The organism is Campylobacter sp. CFSAN093229 (assembly GCF_011068225.1).
GTDB lineage: Bacteria > Campylobacterota > Campylobacteria > Campylobacterales > Campylobacteraceae > Campylobacter_D > Campylobacter_D jejuni.
In genome coordinates, this window is the sequence record NZ_JAAMXB010000008.1 from 82,937 (window position 1) to 105,321 (window position 22,385).

25 protein-coding genes, 5 tRNA genes and 1 pseudogene are annotated in these 22,385 nt (G+C 31.3%); 12 read left to right on the forward strand and 19 right to left on the reverse strand.

Going from position 1 to position 22,385, the window contains the following annotated elements:
• Positions 1-75: 75 nt before the first annotated feature.
• The 6 genes from map to FBE93_RS04940 form a co-directional block, all read right to left on the reverse strand.
• Entirely contained in the window at positions 76-834 is a 759-nt protein-coding gene (map, locus tag FBE93_RS04915; RefSeq protein ID WP_002934232.1) for a type I methionyl aminopeptidase, read from the reverse strand.
• 9 nt (positions 835-843) lie between these two features.
• On the reverse strand, positions 844-1,587 hold the full coding sequence (murI, locus tag FBE93_RS04920) for a glutamate racemase (RefSeq protein WP_002934231.1): 744 nt from the start codon (positions 1,585-1,587) through the stop codon (positions 844-846).
• A 1-nt stretch (position 1,588) separates the two neighbouring features.
• Complete coding sequence (locus tag FBE93_RS04925) at positions 1,589-2,047, reverse strand: C40 family peptidase (RefSeq protein WP_002934229.1); 459 nt, start codon at positions 2,045-2,047, stop codon at positions 1,589-1,591.
• Positions 2,048-2,055: 8 nt separating this feature from the next.
• Positions 2,056-3,225, reverse strand: a complete 1,170-nt coding sequence (gene nhaA / locus FBE93_RS04930) for a Na+/H+ antiporter NhaA (RefSeq protein WP_048818651.1) — start codon at positions 3,223-3,225, stop codon at positions 2,056-2,058.
• Positions 3,222-4,370: a Na+/H+ antiporter NhaA gene (gene nhaA, locus FBE93_RS04935; protein WP_048818652.1), complete on the reverse strand. Its 1,149-nt coding sequence runs from the start codon at positions 4,368-4,370 to the stop codon at positions 3,222-3,224. The genes nhaA (FBE93_RS04930) and nhaA (FBE93_RS04935) overlap by 4 nt, the downstream gene beginning before the upstream one ends.
• A gap of 141 nt (positions 4,371-4,511) precedes the next feature.
• Positions 4,512-4,694, reverse strand: a complete 183-nt coding sequence (locus FBE93_RS04940) for a YjfB family protein (protein ID WP_002856010.1) — start codon at positions 4,692-4,694, stop codon at positions 4,512-4,514.
• Positions 4,695-5,026: 332 nt separating this feature from the next.
• Between FBE93_RS04940 and FBE93_RS04945 the strand changes: the two genes are divergently transcribed.
• The 9 genes from FBE93_RS04945 (at position 5,027) to traF (ending at position 13,674) form a co-directional block, all read left to right on the forward strand.
• Positions 5,027-5,230 (forward strand): hypothetical protein, encoded by a 204-nt coding sequence (locus FBE93_RS04945; protein WP_002932052.1) that lies wholly within the window; start codon positions 5,027-5,029, stop codon positions 5,228-5,230.
• A gap of 346 nt (positions 5,231-5,576) precedes the next feature.
• Positions 5,577-7,667 carry an FTR1 family protein gene (locus FBE93_RS04950; RefSeq protein WP_002932054.1) on the forward strand — a complete coding sequence of 697 codons (2,091 nt, stop codon included), beginning with the start codon at positions 5,577-5,579 and terminating at the stop codon, positions 7,665-7,667.
• Entirely contained in the window at positions 7,664-8,203 is a 540-nt protein-coding gene (locus FBE93_RS04955) for an iron transporter (protein ID WP_002778842.1), read from the forward strand. Before FBE93_RS04950 ends, FBE93_RS04955 begins: the two co-directional genes overlap by 4 nt.
• A gap of 81 nt (positions 8,204-8,284) precedes the next feature.
• Entirely contained in the window at positions 8,285-9,688 is a 1,404-nt protein-coding gene (locus FBE93_RS04960) for a Fe-S-containing protein (protein WP_002932056.1), read from the forward strand.
• On the forward strand, positions 9,678-10,967 hold the full coding sequence (locus FBE93_RS04965; protein ID WP_165434231.1) for an ABC transporter permease: 1,290 nt from the start codon (positions 9,678-9,680) through the stop codon (positions 10,965-10,967). The genes FBE93_RS04960 and FBE93_RS04965 overlap by 11 nt, the downstream gene beginning before the upstream one ends.
• Complete coding sequence (locus FBE93_RS04970; RefSeq protein WP_002877031.1) at positions 10,957-12,075, forward strand: FtsX-like permease family protein; 1,119 nt, start codon at positions 10,957-10,959, stop codon at positions 12,073-12,075. Before FBE93_RS04965 ends, FBE93_RS04970 begins: the two co-directional genes overlap by 11 nt.
• Positions 12,072-12,725 carry an ABC transporter ATP-binding protein gene (locus tag FBE93_RS04975; RefSeq protein ID WP_002860103.1) on the forward strand — a complete coding sequence of 218 codons (654 nt, stop codon included), beginning with the start codon at positions 12,072-12,074 and terminating at the stop codon, positions 12,723-12,725. The genes FBE93_RS04970 and FBE93_RS04975 overlap by 4 nt, the downstream gene beginning before the upstream one ends.
• Positions 12,722-13,210 (forward strand): TlpA disulfide reductase family protein, encoded by a 489-nt coding sequence (locus FBE93_RS04980; protein WP_002851267.1) that lies wholly within the window; start codon positions 12,722-12,724, stop codon positions 13,208-13,210. Before FBE93_RS04975 ends, FBE93_RS04980 begins: the two co-directional genes overlap by 4 nt.
• Positions 13,171-13,674 (forward strand): conjugal transfer protein TraF, encoded by a 504-nt coding sequence (gene traF, locus FBE93_RS04985; RefSeq protein ID WP_038814768.1) that lies wholly within the window; start codon positions 13,171-13,173, stop codon positions 13,672-13,674. Before FBE93_RS04980 ends, traF begins: the two co-directional genes overlap by 40 nt.
• Before the next feature lie 9 nt (positions 13,675-13,683).
• Here the strand turns inward: traF and FBE93_RS04990 are convergent, their stop codons facing one another.
• The 12 genes and pseudogenes from FBE93_RS04990 to recA all read right to left on the reverse strand — a co-directional run bounded on the left by FBE93_RS04990 (position 13,684) and on the right by recA (position 19,538).
• A complete protein-coding gene (locus FBE93_RS04990; RefSeq protein ID WP_002932067.1) occupies positions 13,684-14,121 on the reverse strand; it encodes a DUF411 domain-containing protein in 438 nt (145 codons plus the stop codon).
• 299 nt (positions 14,122-14,420) lie between these two features.
• A pseudogene (locus FBE93_RS08330) lies at positions 14,421-14,835 on the reverse strand (hypothetical protein).
• 175 nt (positions 14,836-15,010) lie between these two features.
• Positions 15,011-15,095 (reverse strand) — tRNA-Leu (locus tag FBE93_RS05000).
• A 5-nt stretch (positions 15,096-15,100) separates the two neighbouring features.
• Positions 15,101-15,177: transfer RNA gene (locus tag FBE93_RS05005), tRNA-Arg, on the reverse strand.
• A 14-nt stretch (positions 15,178-15,191) separates the two neighbouring features.
• Positions 15,192-15,268 (reverse strand) — tRNA-Arg (locus FBE93_RS05010).
• A gap of 4 nt (positions 15,269-15,272) precedes the next feature.
• Positions 15,273-15,349, reverse strand: a tRNA-His gene (locus FBE93_RS05015).
• Positions 15,350-15,373: 24 nt separating this feature from the next.
• Positions 15,374-15,451, reverse strand: a tRNA-Pro gene (locus FBE93_RS05020).
• Positions 15,452-15,493: 42 nt separating this feature from the next.
• Entirely contained in the window at positions 15,494-16,342 is an 849-nt protein-coding gene (locus FBE93_RS05025) for a DNA ligase (protein ID WP_165434232.1), read from the reverse strand.
• Positions 16,342-17,004: a glycoprotein CgpA gene (gene cgpA / locus FBE93_RS05030; protein WP_002866836.1), complete on the reverse strand. Its 663-nt coding sequence runs from the start codon at positions 17,002-17,004 to the stop codon at positions 16,342-16,344. Before cgpA ends, FBE93_RS05025 begins: the two co-directional genes overlap by 1 nt.
• Positions 16,994-17,197 (reverse strand): hypothetical protein, encoded by a 204-nt coding sequence (locus FBE93_RS05035; RefSeq protein ID WP_002839177.1) that lies wholly within the window; start codon positions 17,195-17,197, stop codon positions 16,994-16,996. Before FBE93_RS05035 ends, cgpA begins: the two co-directional genes overlap by 11 nt.
• A 65-nt stretch (positions 17,198-17,262) precedes the next feature.
• Positions 17,263-18,507 carry a phosphopyruvate hydratase gene (eno, locus tag FBE93_RS05040; protein ID WP_165434233.1) on the reverse strand — a complete coding sequence of 415 codons (1,245 nt, stop codon included), beginning with the start codon at positions 18,505-18,507 and terminating at the stop codon, positions 17,263-17,265.
• On the reverse strand, positions 18,507-19,538 hold the full coding sequence (gene recA, locus FBE93_RS05045) for a recombinase RecA (protein ID WP_002932074.1): 1,032 nt from the start codon (positions 19,536-19,538) through the stop codon (positions 18,507-18,509). Before recA ends, eno begins: the two co-directional genes overlap by 1 nt.
• 105 nt (positions 19,539-19,643) lie before the next feature.
• Here recA and FBE93_RS05050 point away from each other — a divergent pair, with 105 nt between their 5' ends.
• Genes FBE93_RS05050 through FBE93_RS05060 form a run of 3 tightly spaced genes read left to right on the forward strand, consistent with a single transcriptional unit; the run spans position 19,644 to position 21,558 of the window.
• Entirely contained in the window at positions 19,644-20,504 is an 861-nt protein-coding gene (locus FBE93_RS05050; RefSeq protein WP_002932077.1) for a menaquinone biosynthesis family protein, read from the forward strand.
• Between the two features lie 11 nt (positions 20,505-20,515).
• A complete protein-coding gene (fliQ, locus tag FBE93_RS05055) occupies positions 20,516-20,785 on the forward strand; it encodes a flagellar biosynthesis protein FliQ (RefSeq protein WP_002851290.1) in 270 nt (89 codons plus the stop codon).
• The gene (locus tag FBE93_RS05060) at positions 20,782-21,558 is read left to right on the forward strand and encodes a UDP-N-acetylmuramate dehydrogenase (RefSeq protein ID WP_002932082.1); all 777 of its coding nucleotides are present in this window, start codon (positions 20,782-20,784) and stop codon (positions 21,556-21,558) included. The genes fliQ and FBE93_RS05060 overlap by 4 nt, the downstream gene beginning before the upstream one ends.
• Before the next feature lie 24 nt (positions 21,559-21,582).
• Here the strand turns inward: FBE93_RS05060 and FBE93_RS05065 are convergent, their stop codons facing one another.
• The gene (locus tag FBE93_RS05065; RefSeq protein WP_072225822.1) at positions 21,583-22,353 is read right to left on the reverse strand and encodes a hypothetical protein; all 771 of its coding nucleotides are present in this window, start codon (positions 22,351-22,353) and stop codon (positions 21,583-21,585) included.
• Positions 22,354-22,385: the final 32 nt, after the last annotated feature.

Below are 22,385 nucleotides of genomic sequence, written 5' to 3' on the forward strand. Positions count from 1 at the left end.
ATTACTACAATATTATTTAAAAAATTTTAAATTTTTAGAATTTTAAGAAAAAAATATTATTTTTATAATTTAATATCATATCATAGAAAGAATTTCAGCACGCCCATTAATCACAGCAACACAATGTTCATAATGAGCCGCATTCAGCCCATCAATACTTCCAGCATCCCATTTTCCATTATAATGCTTTGGTGTTCCATCTTTTTGGCATATCATAGGCTCTATGCAAAACACCATTCCATTTTTAATTTTAGGGCCACTTTTTGCACTCGCACCTTTTTCTAAATAGTTTAAAATTTCGGGCTCTCCATGGGGCTTTCGTCCTATACCATGCCCGCAATATCCACGAAGCGGGACAAAACCTCTTGCATGGATAAATTCGCCTAAAGCAGCTGAAAGTTCCTTAAAACGCATTCCATCACGAATAATATCTATAGCATGATATAACGCGTCTTTAGCACAAGAGATTAAAGCTTTATCAGTGGGTGAAACTTCTCCTATAGCAATAGTTCTTGCTGCATCCCCATAATACCCATCAATCAAACTTCCCACATCAAGACCTAAAATATCACCCTCTTTGATAATTTTATCATCTGGAATTCCATGGATACAAACTTGATTTAAAGATGTGCAAATGGCACCTGGAAAACCATAAAGTCCCTTAAATGATGGCTTGGCGCCAAGGCTTAAAATATAATCTTCTGCCATTTTATCAATTTGTTTTAAGCTCATTCCTATTTTAATTTCATTCTCTAAAAAATTTAAAGTTTTTGCTACAATTTGATTTGATATTCTTAATTTTTCTATTTCATCTGGTTTTTTCAATTCTATCATTTTATTTCCTTATAAATTTAGCCAAATTTTAGCAGTATTTTTTAAAGATTCAACATCGCTTGAAGCATAAAAATGTAATTTTGCTTTATGATTTTTCAAATCTATATTTTCTCTTTCTTTAAGAAATTCAACTATAGCATCTCCTGAATGAATTAATTTTGTTTTATCGCCAAAATACTTACTTAAAGAACGACCTAGTAAAGGGAAATGAGTGCAAGCGAGTATCAAAGCATCTGGAGTTGTGATATTTTTAAAATAATACTCCATAGCACTTTGCAAAAAATCTCCTTCAAAAATACCTTCTTCAACCATAGGCACAAAAAGCCCTGTAGCTAAAGCATTTATATTTGTATATCCTTGAGATAATAAACGCTTTTGATATTCTTCTGATTTAATGGTTGCTTTTGTCGCAATGACTAAAATTTCTTTATTTTTATCATGCAAAGCTTTTATCGTTGCTTCAACCCCTGCATCAATTACACCATATACTGGAAAATGTGCCTTTACTCTTAAAGCATCTAAAGCATAAGCACTAGCAGTATTGCATGCGATGATAAGCATATCAATTTGAAATTGTTCAAAAAATTCCAATGCTTCAAGACAGAACTTTATAATAGTATCTTTATCTTTTACTCCATAAGGAACTCTTGCGGTATCTCCATAATAGATAATTTCATCAAAAAGTCTAGCTTTATAAAGAGATTTTAAAACACTAAGTCCCCCTACTCCGCTGTCAAATACACCTATTTTCACTTTAATACCTTCTTGCTCCCATATAGCGAGCCTTCCAATAAGAGTTATTTAGCTCGACTTCTTTTACTCCACCTTTAGTAGACAAATGTATAAATTTTCCCTTACTCATATAAATACCAACATGCATACCATTTGGCCCTCTACCTGTCTTAAAAAACACCAAATCTCCTGTTTGCAATTTTGATTTAGAAACTTTTCTTCCAGAGCCTAATTGAGTTTTTGTAGTGCGAGGTATGCGTATATTAAGCTGAGCTAATGCATTCTGCGTAAATCCTGAACAATCAGCACCTTTTTTACTAGTTCCACCTAAAACATAAGGGGTTTTTTTCCATTCATTTGCAATAACCTTGAGCCTTGCTTCTTTATTTGTGTTATAACTAGGACGATAGTTTAGATTCTGATAAAAACTACATCCGCTTATAAAAAATATAATCGTAATAATAAAAAAAATATGCCTCATCAATCCCCTTAAGATCGAGTAGCAAAGAATTTAAGATAAATAAAACCCCAAATCCCAGAACAAAATGAAGCTATAAGAATAGCTAAATTATCTGCATAATTAAAAATATCACTGACTTCATACGCCAAGCCATCGATAAACAAACTCATTGTAAAACCAATTCCTGTAAGTATGCAAACCCCATAAAGTTGTTTCAAATTTGAACCTTGAGGCAAGGCTGCAAATTTAAAGCGGATTGCCAAATAAGAAAATAAAAATACACCCACTTGTTTACCCACAAAAAGCCCCAAGAAAATACCTATACTTACACCTGAAAAAATTGCTCCTATATCGATATTGGATAAATTTACTCCAGCGTTAGCAAAAGCAAATAAAGGCAATATAACGAAAGCGAGCCAAAATTTTAGACTTTCATAGATTTCTTCTAAAAATGCTTCTCCATTTTTAGTTTGCATCGGTATAAAAAATGCTGTTATGATTCCAGCCAAGGTTGCATGCACGCCACTTTTTAAAACACTAATCCAAAGAATAACTGAGCAAATAAAATAAAAAGACTTTCTTGTTATTCCTAAAAGATTTAAAATAAGCATTACCAAAATAGCAAGTCCTGCAATCACAAAAGCAGCTATTGATAATTTTGTCGTATAAAAAATAGCTATAATTAAAATAGCACCCACATCATCAAAAATAGCCAAAGAAAGTAAGAAAATCTTTAAACTTGATGGAATATGCTTACCACACATCATTAAAATCGCTAAGGCAAACGCTGTATCTGTGGCTGTAGGTATAGCCCAACCTTTTAAAGTATAAGCATCTCCTATATTTACCAAAGCAAACAACATTGCAGGTATAAGTATACCCCCTAAAGCAGCCATAAAAGGTAAAACAATATTTTTAGGATTTTTAAAATCCCCATGCAAAAACTCCTTCTTAAGCTCAAGCCCTATAGCAAAGAAAAATATAGATATAAGCCCATCATTTATCCAAAGCAAAAAAGGTTTATTAAGCTCAAATTTGCCTACACTAAATCCGACTTTTAAATTTAGAAATTCTCGATAATGTTCGCTAAAAGATCCATTTTGCACAAGTAAAGCAAGTAAAGTACAAACTATAAGTAAAACACCACCAAAAGCCTCGTTTAAAACCAAAGTTTTTAATTTATGTACTATATTATTCATTTAACAATCTTAAGATAAATAAAACCAACAATGGCACTTAAAAAACTAGCTATTAAAATAGCAAGTTTATCCGCATGTTCAAAAATATCACTATTTTTATAAGCCAAACCATCAATAAACAAACTCATCGTAAAACCAATGCCTGTTAAAATACATATACCATAAAATTTTCTATATTTAATATTTTCAGGTAGTTTTGCAAGCTTAAGTTTGATAGCAATAAAACAAAAAGTAAAAACACCTATTTGCTTTCCTAAAAATAATCCTAGAATAATTCCAAGGCTTACAGGCGAAAATACCGAACCAAGATGCATATCTCTGATATCAATTCCAGCATTAGCAAAAGCAAATAAAGGCAAGATAAAATAAACCACCCAAGGATTTAAATCCTTAAGAACTTCATGCAAATAAGGTTTTTTATTTTTTGTATCAAGAGGTATAAATAAAGAAATGATCACGCCAGCCAAAGTCGCATGTACTCCACTTTTAAGCATAGCTATCCACAATACAACACCTACTAACACATATAAAGAAAGATGGGTGATGTGATAATAGTTTAACAAAAGCAGAGCAAATATACAAAACAAACAAATAATAATTGCCAAAGCTGAAAGCTGATCTGTATAAAATAAAGCAATAATAACAATAGCGCCCAAATCATCAAAAATAGCCAAAGAAAGTAAAAAAAGCTTTAAACTTGTAGGAATTTTATTTCCTAAAAGCATCAAAATACCCACTGCAAAAGCTATATCAGTTGCTGTAGGTATTGCCCAACCTTTCATAGCAAAATCATGGGAATAATTAATAGCAGCAAAAATTAAAGCAGGAGTAATCATACCCCCCAAAGCTCCAAATATAGGTAAAGATACAGCTCTTATATTTTTAAGCTGTCCGCGTAAAATTTCATATTTTAACTCAAGCCCTATACATAGAAAAAATATAGCTATCAAACCATCATTTATCCATAAATCCAACGATTTTGAAATTTGAAAATGATCAAATCCTACTGTAAAATTAGCATGAAAAAAATCTGTATAAATAACACTTAAAGAAGAATTTTTACATAATAAGGCTAAAAATGTAAAAAATATAAGCAAAATACCAGGGAAAGTTTCACTTAAAACCATCTTCTTTATCATTTGCATGCTTGCTCCTAAGTAAAATTTATAAAAATTTAATACGATAAATAAAATGGCAAAATTATAACGAAAAAATACTAAAGAAATAATTATTTAAAAAAACAAGCTCAAGATACCAACAAGTTCTTAAGCTTGTTCTTAAGATATTTAAGCGTAAATATCCAAACCACTAGAGCTAGAAACTTGTGGAGCGGAGGCTTGAGAGACACCTTCCATACCTTCGATGAGTTCATTCATCAATGCCTCGTTTGTGTCCATAGATTTTTTCAAAACTGAAGTATTAACAGCAGTCATTAAATTAGCATTACCCATAGAAACATCTGAAACCATATCGTCCTCCTTTTAGATTGAGTCTTAAGACTTTATTTAAATCGGATGATATTTTTAAAACTTAATATTTTTTACTAAAACTTTATTAAAATTTTTCAAGGAAACCAATATCTGAAATTAAAAATCATAAATTTTTTAAGATAAAATCCTATTTTAAAAATTTTTACACTATGAAACAATAAGCAAAATATAAATGGTTGATACTTTTAGAAGCAAATGAAATAGATAAAATTTTACTTCAATAAATTTAAGTTTTATCTTATTTATACGATTTATAATATAATCAAAAATTACAACTTAAAAAGCTATTGCAATTATATAGGAGTTTGCTAATGTTACTTAATACACCTTGTAGGGGAATAGTAGATACAAATTTTGAAAGTAAAAGAATTGATATAACTTCAACTTTAAAATTTCAAGAAAAAAAAGAAAAAGTAGAAGCTAAAGCTGAGAAAGAAGAAGTAAATAAAGACAATAGCGATTCTACAAACACAGATACCAACAAAAAAGATAAACTTTTGGATATATCTACTTAATCTAAAATATGCTATAACCATCTCCTTGAAGAATACAATAAATGATTTTTTGATTTTGATTAAGCTTTTAAAATACCAAAAAAGGAAAAATTAAAAATACAAAAACAATATCCCAAAGTGCATAACTTAGAAGAAAACCTTGCGATACTTAAAAACAACTCATATTAAATCACAAAATAAGATATATTTAAAAATTTATTAAAATATATCTTAAATATAATTAATAAAAAATATTATCAATACAAAAGCTTATTTTTTAGTTCTATTTAAGATTTTTAATATTATACTAGCTATTATTTATTTTGATAATAAATATTATTTTTATCAAAAACCAAGGATAATGATAATGAAAATTTTTAAAATTATATTTTTAATTACAAGTATTTTTTTATCAAGCTCAGCTTTTGCTAGAGTAGATGATTATATTAATGAAGCAAATCTTATCAAAGATATGCTAAAGCAAAGCATAGAAACTTACAAAAAGGGCGATAATCTAGGCGCCAAAAAGCTTAGCGAAGATGCATATTTTCAACATTTTGAAAATATGGAAGGCCCTATAGGAAGAAACATAGGAAGAAAAGCCATCACTATGGAGCGTAAATTTGTAAATTTGCGTCGCATGTATAAAGATGAAGCTCCTTTGACACAAATTAATGCTTTAGTGGATAGTCTTTATTATGATCTTGATGAAGTAGCCCCTATTTTACAAAATGGATATCGTTTAAAAGCAGAAGCAAGTGATACAAACTATGATAAGGCTAAAGCTGAAAAATCAAGCCTAGAAGCCAATGCCAAACGCGAAGCTGATGCAGAAGCTTTAATCGCACAAATGATGGGCGTGGATAAAAAAGATTTAGCACAAAGCTCTTTAACCACCCAAGATCCTACACCTACAAACAACGATGCAAGCAAACTTACAGATGATAATGCAAGTGCTGATTTGCAAGCTGCTGCTGCAATGGACGCAAGATTGCAATTTATACTAGATAATATCTCTACCAAATTTTCACAGGCTGCTAATGCTTTTAAAGAAAAAAACTACCAAGCTAGTAAAGATTTTTTAAATGATGCCTTATTTAGTGATTATCGCAATACTAAAGTAGAAATTTTAGTAAATAAATTTACCAAAGCAGGAAACGATCAAAAAATTCAACAAGCCATACGCACCCTTATACGCCAAATCAACGATGAAAAAATAGATGAAAAAGGCTTAAGAGATGGCTTAGATAACATAGAAGAACAAATTTTTGATGTTTTCTTACAAATTCCAAATTCAGAACTTTCAAGTTTGCAAATTTCAGGCTTTAATGATGAAACAAAAGGCAAAGATTATGCCAAAGTTTCTAATGATATCAAACTTGCTTTAGATGGAATTTTAAAAAATTATGATGGCTTTAGTGCCTCTATAGTAGATGATTTACAAGGAATTTATCTAGATATTTTTGAAGCAAGCGGTATGGAAAATAAAATCGGTGCTGTAGATAGCGGCTTAAAACTTAAAATAGAAAGTTTATTTTCCAAAGGTGTGGCACTGATTAAAGCAAGTGCAGATAAAAAAGAGCTTGAAGCCACTTTTAATGACTTAGAACAACTCATAGCAAGCAGCGTGGATAAAATTCAAGATTCTACTCCTTATTCGCTGTTTATATGGGCTTTAGGTATTATTTTGCGTGAAGGCTTGGAAGCTTTGATTATCGTTGTAGCCATTGTTTCTTATCTTGTGCAAAGTGGTAATAAAAATCGTTTAAATATCGCCTATAGTGCTCTTTTTACAGGAGTGATTTTAAGTTTTGTTACCGCTTTTGGAGTTTCTTGGCTATTTAAAGAAAATGCAGGACAAAGTAGAGAGCTTATAGAGGGTATTACCATGCTTATAGCCGTATTGCTACTCTTTTATGTGGGCTTTTGGCTACTTTCAAACGCACAAAATAAAAAATGGACAAGCTTTATCAAACAAGGTGCTATAGATGCCATATCAAACAATAGTGCAAAAACCCTTTGGATCACCGTATTTTTAGCTGTTTATAGAGAAGGTGCAGAAACTGTGCTTTTTTATCAAGCCTTGCTTTTTGATGCTAAAACAAGCACTGATTTTGGTGCTGTTTTTGGCGGGCTTGGACTTGGAATTTTAATACTTATTGTTTTATATTTTCTTTTAAAAGCAGGAGCCATTCGCATACCTGTAAAACAATTTTTCTATATCACTTCTTACATTATTTTTTACATGGTTTTTGTTTTTACAGGCAAAGGCATAGCTGAACTCATAGAAGGAAAAGTCATTATTCCTAGTCTTATACCTATGAATTTTGAACCGATTTTATGGCTTGGAATTTATCCTTACTATGAAACCTTAATCCCTCAATTTATAGTTTTGATCATGCTAATTATTGGCATTTTAATAACAAAACAAATTTCAAAAAAAGGAGTAAAATCATGATAAAAAAAGTTTTATCAGTAGTTGCTGCAGCTGCGGTTATTAGTACAAATTTATTTGCAGGCGAAGTGCCAATCGGTGATCCAAAAGAACTTAATGGTATGGAAATAGCCGCTGTTTATTTACAACCTATTGAAATGGAACCAAGAGGTATTGATCTAGCTGCGTCTTTAGCAGATATTCACCTAGAAGCTGACATTCACGCACTTAAAAACAATCCAAATGGTTTTCCAGAAGGTTTTTGGATGCCTTATTTAACCATAGCTTATGAACTTAAAAATACCGATACAGGTGCAATTAAACGCGGAACTTTGATGCCTATGGTGGCTGATGATGGTCCTCACTATGGTGCAAATATCGCTATGGAAAAAGATAAAAAAGGTGGCTTTGGCGTAGGAAATTATGAACTTACTTTTTATATCTCAAATCCAGAAAAACAAGGTTTTGGACGCCACGTTGATGAAGAAACAGGCGTGGGTAAGTGGTTTGAACCTTTTAAAGTAGATTATAAATTCAAATACACAGGCACGCCAAAATGATTTTACACTCGGATTTTCCGAGTGTTTAAATATTTTTATTTTTATTTGAAAATTAAAATAACAATGTTTAAAGAGTAAATTATGAGTATATATTTTGTGCATTTTCTTATCAGTGTTTTACCACTAAGTATTTTAATGGCCTTTATCACTCCTGATAAAAAATATATTTTTAAAAGTTTTTTAGTAGTTTTTTTGGGCTTTTTATTTGGATATTTTGCTTTTTTTATCGCAACACAATTTTTAAAAACCGAAAATTTAATCTTTAATTTTGATTTTGTTTTTATAGGTTTATTGCTAGTAAGCTTTATATTTTATTTTTGGAAAAAAATTGAAATTTTAAATTTTATTTTATTGGGAATTTTAAGTTTTTGCACCGCTTTGCATTATTATTTTTTAAGTCAAGATTTCCCTATTTTTACTAGCTCTTTAATCGATAGCGAAGGTATAAGTTCTTTAGGTTTTATTGCTTTAGCCTTGCTTGTTTGTATTTTGATTTTCTTCTTTTTAAAATGGCAAAAAAATTTTAATCAAAAAACAAGCTTTATGCTGTTTTTACTGCTTATCCTTATAGAAAGCGATAAAGCTCTAGCCAATATCTTGCTTACTTTAATGCGAAATTCCATCATAGAAACTCATACTTTTTTGGTGAGTTTTATAGGAAAAAGTAATTATTTTGGTGTTTTTGGAATTTATGTTTATTTAATTTTCATCGCTTTTTTAGCATTCTTAAGCTTAAAAATTCGCAAAAAAAATATAAGCAAAAAACAAATTTTAGATATAAATTATCGCAAAAACGAAGCTAAAACAAGTCTTATTAATCGCTATTTTTCCAGTGTTTTTATCTCCTGTGTTATAAGCTTTTGCATTATTTTATACTTTTTTATGGTAAGTTCTAAGCCTTTAACCATAGATGAGCCTAAAGAAATTTTACCCGATAAGAATGGCAAATTTATCTTTGATATAGCTCTTTTAAGGGATAACAAACTCCACCGCTTTGCTTATATCAGCGCTGAAGGTAAAGTGATAAGGTTTTTTCTTATCAACAAAAGAGAAGATAGGGATTCTCCTGTAGCTGTTTTTGATGCTTGTATGATTTGTGGAGATATGGGTTATATCAAAAAAGATGGACAACTCATTTGCATTTCTTGCAATGTGCGTATTTTCTTACCTAGTGTAGGCAAAAGCGGGGGTTGCAATCCTATCCCACTCAAATACGAATACGATGGTAAAAAAATCACCATAGATGTTAAAGATGTAATAGCAGGATCTAATTATTTTAGTCAAATCAAGGAAATTGAAGTGCAAGATCCTGTATCAAAAACAAAGGTTATAAACACCCAAGCTCCTTTTTCTTATAGCTATAAAGGAATTACTTATTATTTTTCAAATCAAAACAACTATGAAGAATTTAAAAAAGATCCTACAAAATATGTAGAAGAAAACGAAGCCCAATTTTTAATCCAAAGGAGAAACGATGTTGGCTAAAATGATTTTTAACTCTATATTTAAAAACAAAATTCAAAAATTTTTAGCCTTTCTTACTTGTTTTTTAGCCACGCTTTTGCTCTCTACTATGCTAAATATTACCCTAAGTATAGGCGATGAAGTAACTAAACAACTCAAAAGCTATGGCTCTAATATCCTTATTTTACCCAAAGGCTCAAGCCTTAGTATAGAAATAGGTAATGAACTTTATGAACCCTTAAAAAACAAAAACTACCTAGAAGAAAAAAATTTATATATGATTAAAGACATTTATTGGCGTAACAACATCACCGCACTTGCTCCTTTTTTAGAAGGTAAAATCACAATTGAAAACTCCCAGCAAAAAGCACTTATTTATGGCACTTATTTTCAAAAAGCCATAAAAATTAAAGATGATGATGATTTTATCACAGGTATAAAAAGTCTTTATCCTTATTTAGCAGTGCAAGGAGAATGGGCAAAAGATGATAGCAATGAAATCATGCTAGGCGAAGACTTTGCTAAAAACAATAAACTAAAATTAGGAGATACTATCAAACTCATAGGAGAAAACAATCAAAGCAAAGAAGCAAAAATCGTAGGCATTTTACTTCATGCCAATCCTAAAATGTCAAATAAAATCATCGCTCCTTTAAATTTAGCTCAAGATTTACTCAACAAACAAGGGCTTTACTCAAGTGCAGAAGTAAGAGCTTTTACCATACCTGAATCAGCCCTTTCTGAAAAAGTGCGTCGCATGGGCGAAGAAAAATTAGATCAGTTAGAATATGACAAATGGTATTGCTCAGCTTATGTAGGCTCAATCGCTAGTCAAATTAGCGATGGCTTACCAGGTGCTGATGCAAAAGCTCTAAATGCTATAAGCGATGCTCAAAGCTTGGTGGTTAAAAAGATCCAATCCTTAATGGGCATTACTTGTATTATTTGTCTTATTGTTGCAAGTATTGCGATTTCAAGCCTGATGAGTTCTGAAATTCATCGTAGAAAAAAAGAAATAGGACTTTTAAAAGTACTTGGTGCTAATACTTTTCAAATTTATCTCATCTTTGCTAGTGAAAATTTAATCGTAGCTTTATTTGCCGCTTTCTTTGGCTTTATTTTTGGCACAGCACTTTCTCAAATCATCAGCCTTAGCATTTTTGGATATTTTATTGATATAGCCTTTGTAGCTTTACCTTTAAGCTTTATTTTTGCAGGACTTATTGCCTTACTAGGTTGCTTGCTTCCTATCAAAAATATCACACAACTTTCAGCTGCAGGAGTGCTTTATGGTAGATAAGTTTTTCCTTAATGAGCTTTTTAAAAGCATTAGCTTTTCTTATCAAAGACTTTTTATAATAGTTTTAAGTGTTTTTATAGGAGCACTTACTTGCTCAGCTTTTTTAAATATTTATTTTGATATTGACACCAAACTTTCTAAAGAATTAAAAGCTTATGGAGCAAATGTAATGATAAGTCCTAAGCAGGATGAAAATTTTATCTCCAATGCTGAGTATGAAAAAATAAAAGAAAATTTAAAGGCTAGAGCTTTAACTCCTTTTTTGTATGATTTTTTAAATTTAGGCAGTACAAGCGGAGTGGTTTTAGGCACTGATTTTAGGGCTTTAAAAATCACTAAACCTTTTTTAGAAGTTAAAGAAGGAAGCTTTTCTCTAAATGATTTTGATGAAAATTCAGCCTTTTTGGGGGTTAATTTAGCCAAGCAACTAGGCCTAAAAACAGGCAATGAACTTCAAATTTACAATCCAAACAATGGAAAAAGCATAAAACTTACCATAAAAGGCATACTTTCAAGCAATGATGAATTTGATAGCATTGTTTTAGCCCCTTTAAGCGTGGTGCAAAATTTAAGCGATAGAGCCGGTATTAACTATGCTAATGCTGTAGTTTATGGAAATTTTGATGAAGTTAAAGCCAAAACACAAGCAATCAGCAATGAATTCATCGATGCAAAACCTATATCTTCAGTATCCTTAAGTGAAGGTTTAGTGCTTGGAAAAATCAAAGCTTTAATGTTTTTAATCATACTTGTAGTATTGATCATAGTCACTACTAGCGTTAATACGACCTTAAGCTCTATTATATTTTCTCGCAAAAAAGAAATCGCACTGCGTTTAGCCTTGGGTGCGAAAAAAAGTGAAATTTTTAAACTTTTTGCTAGTGAATGCTTTATAGTAAGTTTTTTTGCTAGTTTAATCGGAGCTTTTTGTGGGATATTTTTAGCTAATGTCTTTGGTTATTTGATTTTTAATTCTAGTATTGATTTTAGATTTATAGCTGTTTTTATAGCCTTAATCATTTCTTTGATTTTTGCCTTTTTGGCTGCATTTTTTCCTATAAAAAGAGCATTAAAAATCAATGTGTGTGAAAATTTGAAAGGTGAATGATGAAAAAAGAACTTATTAAAATAAACAACTTAAATAAAGAATTTGGCAAAGTTAAAGCCTTAAACAATATCAACTTAAGCGTCTATGAAGGAGAATGGCTTGCCATCATGGGTCCATCAGGAAGTGGAAAATCAACGCTTTTAAACATACTATCACTCATGGATACTCCAAGCTCTGGAGAGTATATCTTAGACAATGAAAACCTAGAGCAAATGGATGAGGAGCAAAAAATCACCTTGCGTCGTGAAAAAATAGGACTTGTCTTTCAACAATTTCATCTTATCCCCTATCTTAACGCCTTAGAAAATGTTATGCTCTCTCAGTATTATCACTCAAGCGTAGATGAAGAAGATGCTAAAATGGTTCTTGAAAAAGTAGGACTTTCACATAGACTCACTCATTTACCTAGCCAATTAAGTGGCGGGGAACAACAAAGAGTTTGTATAGCAAGAGCTTTGATCAACAACCCAGAGCTTTTGCTCGCAGATGAACCCACAGGAAATTTAGATGAAGCCAATGAACAAATCGTTCTTCAAACCTTGCAAAAATTAAAAAATGAAGGCAAAACCATAGTTTTAATCACACACAATCCTGATTTAGCCAAATTCGCAGATCGAACCCTTATCTTACAACATGGGGTGTTAAAATGAAAAAAAGCCTTTTAATCTTAAGCATTTTGTTTTTGCTCAATGCTTGTTCTTTTGAAAATTCAAAAGATACTGGAAAAGTTGGAGAAAAAAGCGCTGAAATTTCAGCTAAAGATACTTTAGGAAAAGCTGTAAAACTTGCTGATGATAATACAAGTTTAAAAGTCTTAGTCTTTTTTCAAAATGGCTGCCCTTCTTGCTTAAAAGAGCTCCCTTCTTTAGATGAATTCATACAAAATCACCCCAATAAAATCAGTGTTTATGCTATAAATTCCATCGATAATGCCAATGTGGTTAAAGTTTTAGCCGAACAATTTGACTTTAAAAATGTAAAAGTTTTAAAAGACGATCTTAAAATCACCAATGATCGTTACGCTGTGTTTGCAACCCCTACTACCATCATCATTAAAGATGGAATGATAAAAGATAGAATTTTAGGAGAAAAACCATGGGAATTTTTCGAATCCAAGCTTATTTCTTTGCTTTAATCATAGCTTTATTTTTTGTAGCTTGTGATAGTGGAGAAAATTTTAAAGCTTTAAATAGTGATAAAACTTATAATTTTGCCTACAATGGTTTTGAAAAAAGCCTAAAACTAAATGATAAAGCACAAAATTTTGCCTTAGTATTTTTCACAAAAGATTGCGGAGTTTGCAAAGAACAAATTCCTATTTTGCAGAATTTGGCTAAAAATTATGATTTTAGTATTTTTGTGGTTTTAGGTGATGCAAATGATGCAAATGATGCAAAAGCTTGGGCTGATGAAAAAGGTTTATCTAATTTAGCAATGTTTTATGAAAAAAGAGCAGCTAAATACCTTTCAAGTGCCATTGGGGAAATATATGGAGTACCTGTGCTTAGTTTTTTCAAAGAAGGAAAAATGGATGAAAAATTCATAGGCTTAACTCCTTATAGCATACTTGAAAAAGAAATCAAAAAAGTAAAAAGCTAAAAATTTACTTTAAAGCTTTTTATCTCCTATAAAATATCCATAAAGCTCATAGCTTCCATCTTTTTTCATTAAAATTACAGGATATTTTTCACTATAACCTTGTTCCATTCCTGGGCTTCCTTGCGGCATGCCAGGAGCTGAAATTCCTATAACATCTTTAGGTTTGTTTTCAAGCAACCATGCTATAGCACTTTCAGGAACATGCCCTTCAATAGCATAGCCTTCGATCACACCCGTATGGCAACTTTGATACTCATCTTTTATACCCATTTTTTCTTTGATTTTAAGAAAATCATTGGTTTTATGAACACTAACCTCATAACCCTTAGCTTTCATATAATCAGCCCAAAAATCACAACAGCCACAAGTAGGACTTTCATAAACTTGTATTTCCTTAGCCTGCGTAAGAGTGAATAAAAAAAGAATGGTTAAAATTGTTTTTTTCATAATTGCTATCCTAAGTAAAAAATATATAATAATACTTTTATAAAGTTAATATCATCACATTTTTAACACTAAAAATGAATTTACAAAAATTTAATCAAGAAAAGATTTTTAATGAGTGCTGATTTTGTCTTTACAGCAAAGATATAAAAGATAAAACGATTTAAAAAAACTAGAAATTTTTAACTTAAAAAGCTTAAAATTTAGATATACTTTATACTTACTATGTTTTTTCATAGTATGTTCTAATAGTGGATTTCCACCAAGATTGAAAACTCAAGGCGGATTTTTATTTGCAATATTTACTTAATAGAATAATTATGATCAGCTGTGCTTCCACAAGAATATCCCTTCTTATCAGAACTTGCAATTTCGCAAGCAAGAGTAGATAATCTAGCTCTTTTACCATCGCTAGTTAATATAAGAACTTGTTTATAATAAACAGATTTGCTTTTATCTGAATAATAGTTTTTATATTACTTTGAGTTACTTTATAAGTTCTTGGATCAACTTTTGCAACAATATCTGCTTCATAAAAAGTTGCCTTTTTAAAAAGTGGCTCAGTTAAAGTTGATTTTATGCTCTCTTGGAAATATTTGTTTTGCATTTCACTTGCTGAAACTGGAACTAAATCTTTTTATTGATAACTATCAAATCTGCAAATGCTGACACATTTAAAGCAACTAAAGCTGCCAAAGCTAAACCTAATTTTTTCATACAAATCTCCTTGAATTGAATTTTGTATATTTTAATTATTTTTCAAATCTTTTGCAAGATAATTTTTAAATTTATCTAAATTAAATTTGCATTTTATCTAACAATCATAAGAAATTTTAAAATGAAATAAAAATTTATGAGAAATCAACTCTTGTTTGAAAATGATAAAAGTAAGTGGTGCGGATGAAAGGACTTGAACCTTCACGCATTGCTGCACCAGATCCTAAGTCTGGCGTGTCTGCCAATTTCACCACATCCGCTAAAGTGGTACGCCCAAGAGGATTCGAACCTCTGACCTACGGCTTAGAAGGCCGTTGCTCTATCCAGCTGAGCTATGAACGCATATAAAATCTTGGTGGTGCGCCCGATAGGAATCGAACCCATAACCTACAGATCCGAAGTCTGTCGCTCTATCCAGTTGAGCTACGAGCGCTTAGTGGGGTGAGTGATGGGAATTGAACCCACGACCCTCAGGACCACAATCTGATGCTCTAACCGACTGAGCTACACTCACCATTTTGTATAAATTTATAAAAAATGGTCGGGGTGAAAGGATTCGAACCTTCGGCCCCTTGGTCCCAAACCAAGTGCGCTAACCAGACTGCGCTACACCCCGAATAAATAAAAGGAAATATTTTATCACAAAATAATTTTAAAGTCAAGGATTTTCATCTCTTATTCTTAAAAAAACCGGAAAGCGAGGTAAGGAATTTTTGGTCAATCCATTAAATTTATAAGTCACAATACTACCAATTTTTGGAGGATTTTTTCTATCTTCATCTTTTAAACCACTGCCTATTTTAATGATTTGTCCATTAGGCATTTTACAAAGTAAGGCACCTACTTGATTTTCAAATTTACCCTTACCCTTGCGAAATCCTACCAACTCACATTCTGCATCATCATAGGGTTTTAATTTCATAGCATTTTTACTTCTGCCTTTTTCATAAGGACTTAAATTTTTGCGTATAACAATACCTTCACCTTGATTTTTTATAATACTTTCGTAAAATTGATTTAAATTATTTTGATTTTCAACTGGAATTTGAGGAATAATTTTTATATAGGCACTAGGATATTTTTGCAAATACTCTTCTAAAACAGCCAAACGATTTTTAAGAGTGTAAGTAGAAATTTGAAATTCTTCGCAAGCATTTGGCACATCAAAAATATTATAAGTTACTTCCTTCCATAAGGTCAAATTGCTATCGCCACTACGAATTAAAGCTGAAATTTCATCAAATTTATTTCTTGCTATCCAAAGCTCACCATCAATAGCAAAAGGAGGGAAATTTTTTGTAAAAAAGTCAGGAGTTTTTATTTTGTAATTTTGGCGAGTTTTTAGATATTTCCCATCCCAAATTCCACGCACTCCATCGAGTTTTTCACTCATCAAATAAGCATTAAAATCTTTAGAGTTAAAATCTTGCTTATCGAATTTGCTAAGAAGTAAAATTTCATTAGCAAAAACTAAACAAGCACAACATATTAAAAAAACAAATCTCATCAAAGCAGATTAATCATATATCCAGTTGCATCTTTTTGAATATTATAATTATAAGTTCCATCAAGATATATTACAAGTCGATAATATCCTTTATGAGATCCAAAGTCTATGCGTTTAAAAATAGAATTGCTAAGGCGTATGTTTTTTGTAGGGCTAATCAAATTAGATCTAAAATCTATAACGATTTTGCTTGGATTTCCTACTGAAAAATCTGTGATCATTTCATCACTAGTGTTAAGTTTTATTTTGTTTTTATAAACCGCGTAAGAAATAAAATCATAAATCTTTGCAACCTGCAAAGGTATTTCAACATTGGCTGTTGAGTTTGATTCTTGTTTAGAGCTATTTTTTTCAGGTATAGTAACTGAAACATCAAGTACTTTTGAAGGATCAGGGCTTTTAAATCTTGATATAGTATAAGTATCGTGCCAATCAATACTTTTATTAACATCTAAATCGATCTTATCTTCACTTCCGTCTAAATTGATATAATTAAAAGTGATGCTTTTTAAAATTCTTGCACTAGAATTAAATTTAACTTCCTCTTTTTGAAATTCAGGTGGAGCAACCAAGGTTATATTTTGATCTGTCTTGAAAGGATTTTCATCAGCATATAAAAGAGAGGTAAAAATAAAAAATATTGCCAAAATTCTAGTTTTCATTTGGGTATAATCCTTTTAATTCAAAATAATCTTTTTGTGCTTTAGCATTTTGTTCTTTGAGCAAAATAATCTTTTTATTAAGCTCTTCTTTGGTATTTTCTAAGCTTAATAAAGTATCTAAAGAATACTGCCCAAAAAACATATTGCCAAAATAAATCGCTCCAATTACAACAAGAAAAGCCCAAAAAATCATTTTTATAACATGGGTATAAAAACTTTTTTTTCTTGTGCTTTCGTCGTATTCTTTAAGTAAATCGCTCAGAGCTTTTCTCCTAAGTATTCATCGCTTTCAAGTTCAATTTCAAGCAAGCGATTATATTTTGCGGTTCTTTCACCTCTTGCTAGGGCTCCTGTTTTGATTTGTCCTGTATTTAAAGCTACAGCAAAATCCGCTATAAAAGCATCTTCACTTTCGCCGCTTCTATGACTCATCACACATTTATAGTTATTTCTTTGCGCTAAACGCACAGTTCTCATAGTTTGGGTAATAGTTCCGATTTGATTTGGTTTAATAAGCACAGCATTTGCCATTTTTTTGATGATGCCTTCTCTTAAAATATCTTCATTAGTTACAAACAAATCATCGCCTACAAGCTGAATTTTATTGCCCAATTTTTCAGTAAGCTTAATCCAACCTTCAAAGTCATTTTCAGCTAAGCCATCTTCGATACTGCAAATTGGATATTTTGCACAAAGTTCTACATAGCGTTCGATCAAATCCTCGCTTGAAAAAGCCTTGCCTTCCATGCGGTATTTACCATCTTTGAAAAATTCTGTACTTGCTACATCAAGAGCGATTTTTACACGATTTTCATAACCTGCTTTTTTGATACAAGTCATTAAAAGATCGATAGGTTCTGTGTTATTAGCTAAATTTGGAGCAAAACCGCCTTCATCACCTAAAGCCGTAGAATGTCCAGAATTTGCGAGTTCTTTTTTTAATATCGCATAAATTTCACAAACTGAACGCAAAGCTTCTTTAAAGCTGGTAAAACCGAAAGGCATGATCATAAATTCTTGAAAATCTACATTGTTGTTTGCATGAGCACCGCCATTTATGATATTACACATTGGTACAGGTAAAATGCTCGCATTTGCACCACCTAAGTAGCGATACAAAGGCATTCCCAAAGCAGCCGCAGCCGCACGAGCTGTTGCCATAGATACGCCTAAAGTCGCATTTGCACCTAAATTTGAGTAATTATTTGTTCCATCAAGCTCACGCAAAGTATCATCAAGTTGAGTTTGATTAAAAGCATCTAGTCCTAAAATTTCATCTGCAATGGTCTCATTGACATTTGCAACAGCTTTTAAAACGCCTTTTCCGCCAAATCTTTCATCATTATCCCGCAATTCTAAAGCTTCTTTTGAACCTGTACTTGCACCACTTGGAACTATGGCTGCACCTACACTTCCATCGCTTAGCGTAACTTCGGCTTTTACGGTTGGATTTCCTCTACTATCAAGAACTTCATAGGCTCTAACATCTTCAATTACTAACATTATTCTTCTCCTTCGTCATCTTCGCTACCGCTGATCATACCTTCTATTCCTATAGAATTTTGAATTGCTTTTGTGATTTCATCTGCAATTTCAGGGTTTTCTTTTAAGAAAGCTTTTGAGTTTTCTCTACCTTGTCCAAGTTTTTTATCTTTATAAGAAAACCACGCACCACTTTTATCTACGATATCAAGTTTTACACCATAATCGATCAATTCACCTTCACGACTTAAACCCTCTCCAAACATCACATCAAATTCAGCTTGTCTGAATGGAGGAGCAACTTTATTTTTAACTACTTTTACTTTAACGCGGTTTCCTATAGGTTCTTCGTTTTGTTTTAAGGTTGCTACTTTTCTAACATCTAAACGCACAGAAGCATAAAATTTTAATGCATTTCCACCTGTTGTGGTTTCAGGAGTACCATAACCCATAGCACCGATTTTCATACGAATTTGGTTGATGAAAATTACTGTGGTATTCATTTTATGAACTATACCTGTAAGTTTTCTTAGAGCTTGAGACATAAGTCTTGCTTGAAGTCCTACATGTTGATCGCCCATATCGCCTTCAATTTCTGCTTTTGGGGTAAGTGCTGCAACGCTATCTACTACGATAAGATCTACTGCACCACTTCTTGCTATAGTTTCTACAATTTCTAAGGCTTGTTCTCCAAAATCAGGCTGAGAAACATACAAATCATCTGTATTTACACCCAAATTTTTAGCATATTTTACATCAAGAGCGTGTTCTGCATCGATAAAAGCACAAACTCCACCTGCTTTTTGGCATTCTGCGATAATGTGTAGAGTTAGAGTGGTTTTACCTGAACTTTCAGGCCCATAAATTTCTATAATTCTTCCTTTTGGAACACCGCCTATACCTAAAGCAAGATCAAGTCCAACTGAACCTGTGCCTATGCTATCGATTTGCTCGACTTCTTTATCCCCTAGTCTTAAGATAGTGCCTTTTCCAAAGGTTTTATCTAAACTTTTTAGGGCAGCGTCTAGAGATTTTCTTTTATTATCATCCATAACTTTCCTTAAAAATTCTAAATTTTTAGTTAGAATTCTAACAAAATAAAATTAAATAATGATTTATTTTGCTAGAATTAAAGCAAAGATTTAAAGGAAGCATAGATGAAAAAAATTACTATTGCACATTCTCCTGATGCTGATGATATTTTTATGTATATGGCTATTAAATTTGGGTGGATAGGGAATGATTTTGCTTATGAAAATACAGCTTTAGATATACAAACTTTAAATGAATTTGCCTTGAAAAATGAATTTGATGCTACGGCTATTTCTTTTGGGCTTTATCCTTTAATCGTTTCTGAATACGCACTTTTACGCACAGCAGTGAGTTTTGGTGAAGGTTATGGGCCAAAACTCATCAAGAAAAAAGACACGCATTTAAAAAGAAATTTTAAAGTCGCTTTGAGTGGAGCAAATACCACCAATGCTTTGATTTTTCGTATGAAATACCCTGAAGCAAGAATCATTTATAAGAATTTTTTAGACATTGAAAATGCAGTTTTAAGTGGTGAAGTAGATGCAGGAGTTTTAATCCATGAAAGCATTTTAGAATTTGATCAAAGTCTTTGCGTGGAAGCAGAACTTTGGGATATATGGCTTGAATTTGCTAAAGAAAATTTGCCTTTGCCTTTAGGTGGAATGGCTTTGCGTCGCTCTTTACCTTTAAGCGATGCGATTAAGATCGAAAGAGATTTAACCAATGCTGTAAAAATTGCCGATGCAAATCGTAAAATTTTAGCCCCCATGCTTATGGAAAGAAAACTTATCCGTGTTAATGAAGAAAAACTTGATACTTATCTTAATTTATATGCCAATAAAAACTCTATTAGCATGAATCAAACTCAACTTTTAGCTGTAGATACGCTTTTTAAACTAGGATATGATTATAAATTTTATGATAAAATCATACATGTAAATGATTATCTTATCCCTAGCGAATACGAAGAAGCTAGAAATTCTTAAAAAGGATAAAAATGGACGAAAGTACCTTAGTTGCTCTTGGAGTGCAAACCTTTAAAATCACACTTTTACTTTCCTTGCCTATGCTTTTAGCAGGGCTTATTGCAGGGCTTGTAATCAGTATTTTTCAAGCAACTACACAGATTAACGAAATGACACTTTCTTTTGTTCCTAAAATCATCTTGGTTGTGGTTATTTTAATCTTTTTAATGCCTTGGATGACTACAACTATGATTGATTTTACTGAGAATATACTAAATCAAATTCCAACTTTTATCAAATGATCATTGATTTTAAAAAATACTCTTCTGTGCGTATAGGAAATGAATTTGAAGTTTTGGTTTTGGATCAAATTTGTGATTTTGATGGTTTTTTAATAGGTGGTGCAAACAACCTTTTAGTTAGCCCAAAACCTAAAAATATAGGAATTTTAGGAGATGGTTTTGATTTTATACAAATTTTAGATCAAAATAAAGATTTTATACATCTTCGCATAGGCTGCAAAACAAAATCAAGCAAAATGTATCGCTTTGCTAAAGAAAATAATCTTAAGGGTTTTGAGTATTTAAGCAAAATTCCTGGCACACTTGGTGGGCTTTTGAAAATGAATGCAGGGCTTAAAGGAGAGTGTATCAGTCAAAATTTAATCAAAATTGCTACTTCTCAAGGCGAAATTCTAAGAGAAAATATAAATTTTGATTATCGTTTTTGTCCTTTAAATATGCCTTTTTTTTGGGCTGAATTTAAACTAAATTTTGACTTTGATACCCTTAAAGATGAAGCTTTAAAAAATGCAAGAAGCAATCAACCTAGTGGAGCAAGCTTTGGCTCTATCTTTAAAAATCCAAAAAACGACTTTGCAGGACGTTTAATCGAAGCTGTAGGACTTAAAGGCTTTAGTAAAGGAGATGCTATGTTAAGCGATAAACACGCAAATTTTTTAATCAATAAAAAAAATGCAAGTTTTGAAGATGCGTTTTTTCTTATCGAATTGGCTAGAAAAAAAGTCTTTGAAGAATTTGGCATAAACTTAGAAAATGAAGTAATTATTATCTAAAAAATTTTTCAATATATCTTTAAATTAATTGATAGTTAATTTTAATTTTTTTATTTCATTATCTATAACACTAGCTAACATTTTTGGCATTTGATTTACAATATCTTGATAATTTTGTTTTGCATCTTGATCTTTTAATGTCAAATTTAATTCTGCATTTTTTGCTGCAAGAATTTTTCCATTGCTTGTAGAAATAATTTTAAAATTAACATTAGCCACACCCTCTTTACTAGTTGTGATAAAATAATTTGTAATATTTACATAAAAATCTTGCAAATTTACCACCACAACATAATCTGTAAATTTGGCATACATTTTAGCCTTATCTTTTTCTTGTGTTAAAAAAGGACTTACATTTATAAGTTTTGCATCTTTAGGGCTAAAATATGATAAAGTTTTAGGACTTTGATAAATACCATTTGCAGCAGAATTAACCCAATTAAGCTTTAAACTTTGAATCAAATTTTTAGCAAATAATGTAGAAAATTCCTTATCACTCACCCTAAAACCATCTAAAAAATAACCAAAATTTTTCCTAGAAGTTAATACAATAGCAAAATCAATATCCTTATCTTTGGTGATTTGCGATTTTTTTTCAATTAAAGTAGAACTATCAAATAATGCTTTTTGTTGATTTAAATTTGGATTTGCAACATTTTGGTTTAGATCTATTACTTCAAAACTATCTGCGCTTTTTTCAATTTTAATAACCTTTTTCTGAGAAAAATTATTCGCTAAAAGATTAGAACTTAAAACTAAACTTAAAAACAAAATGAAACAATACCTCATCTTCATCCTTATAAACTATTTAAATATAAAATTATACT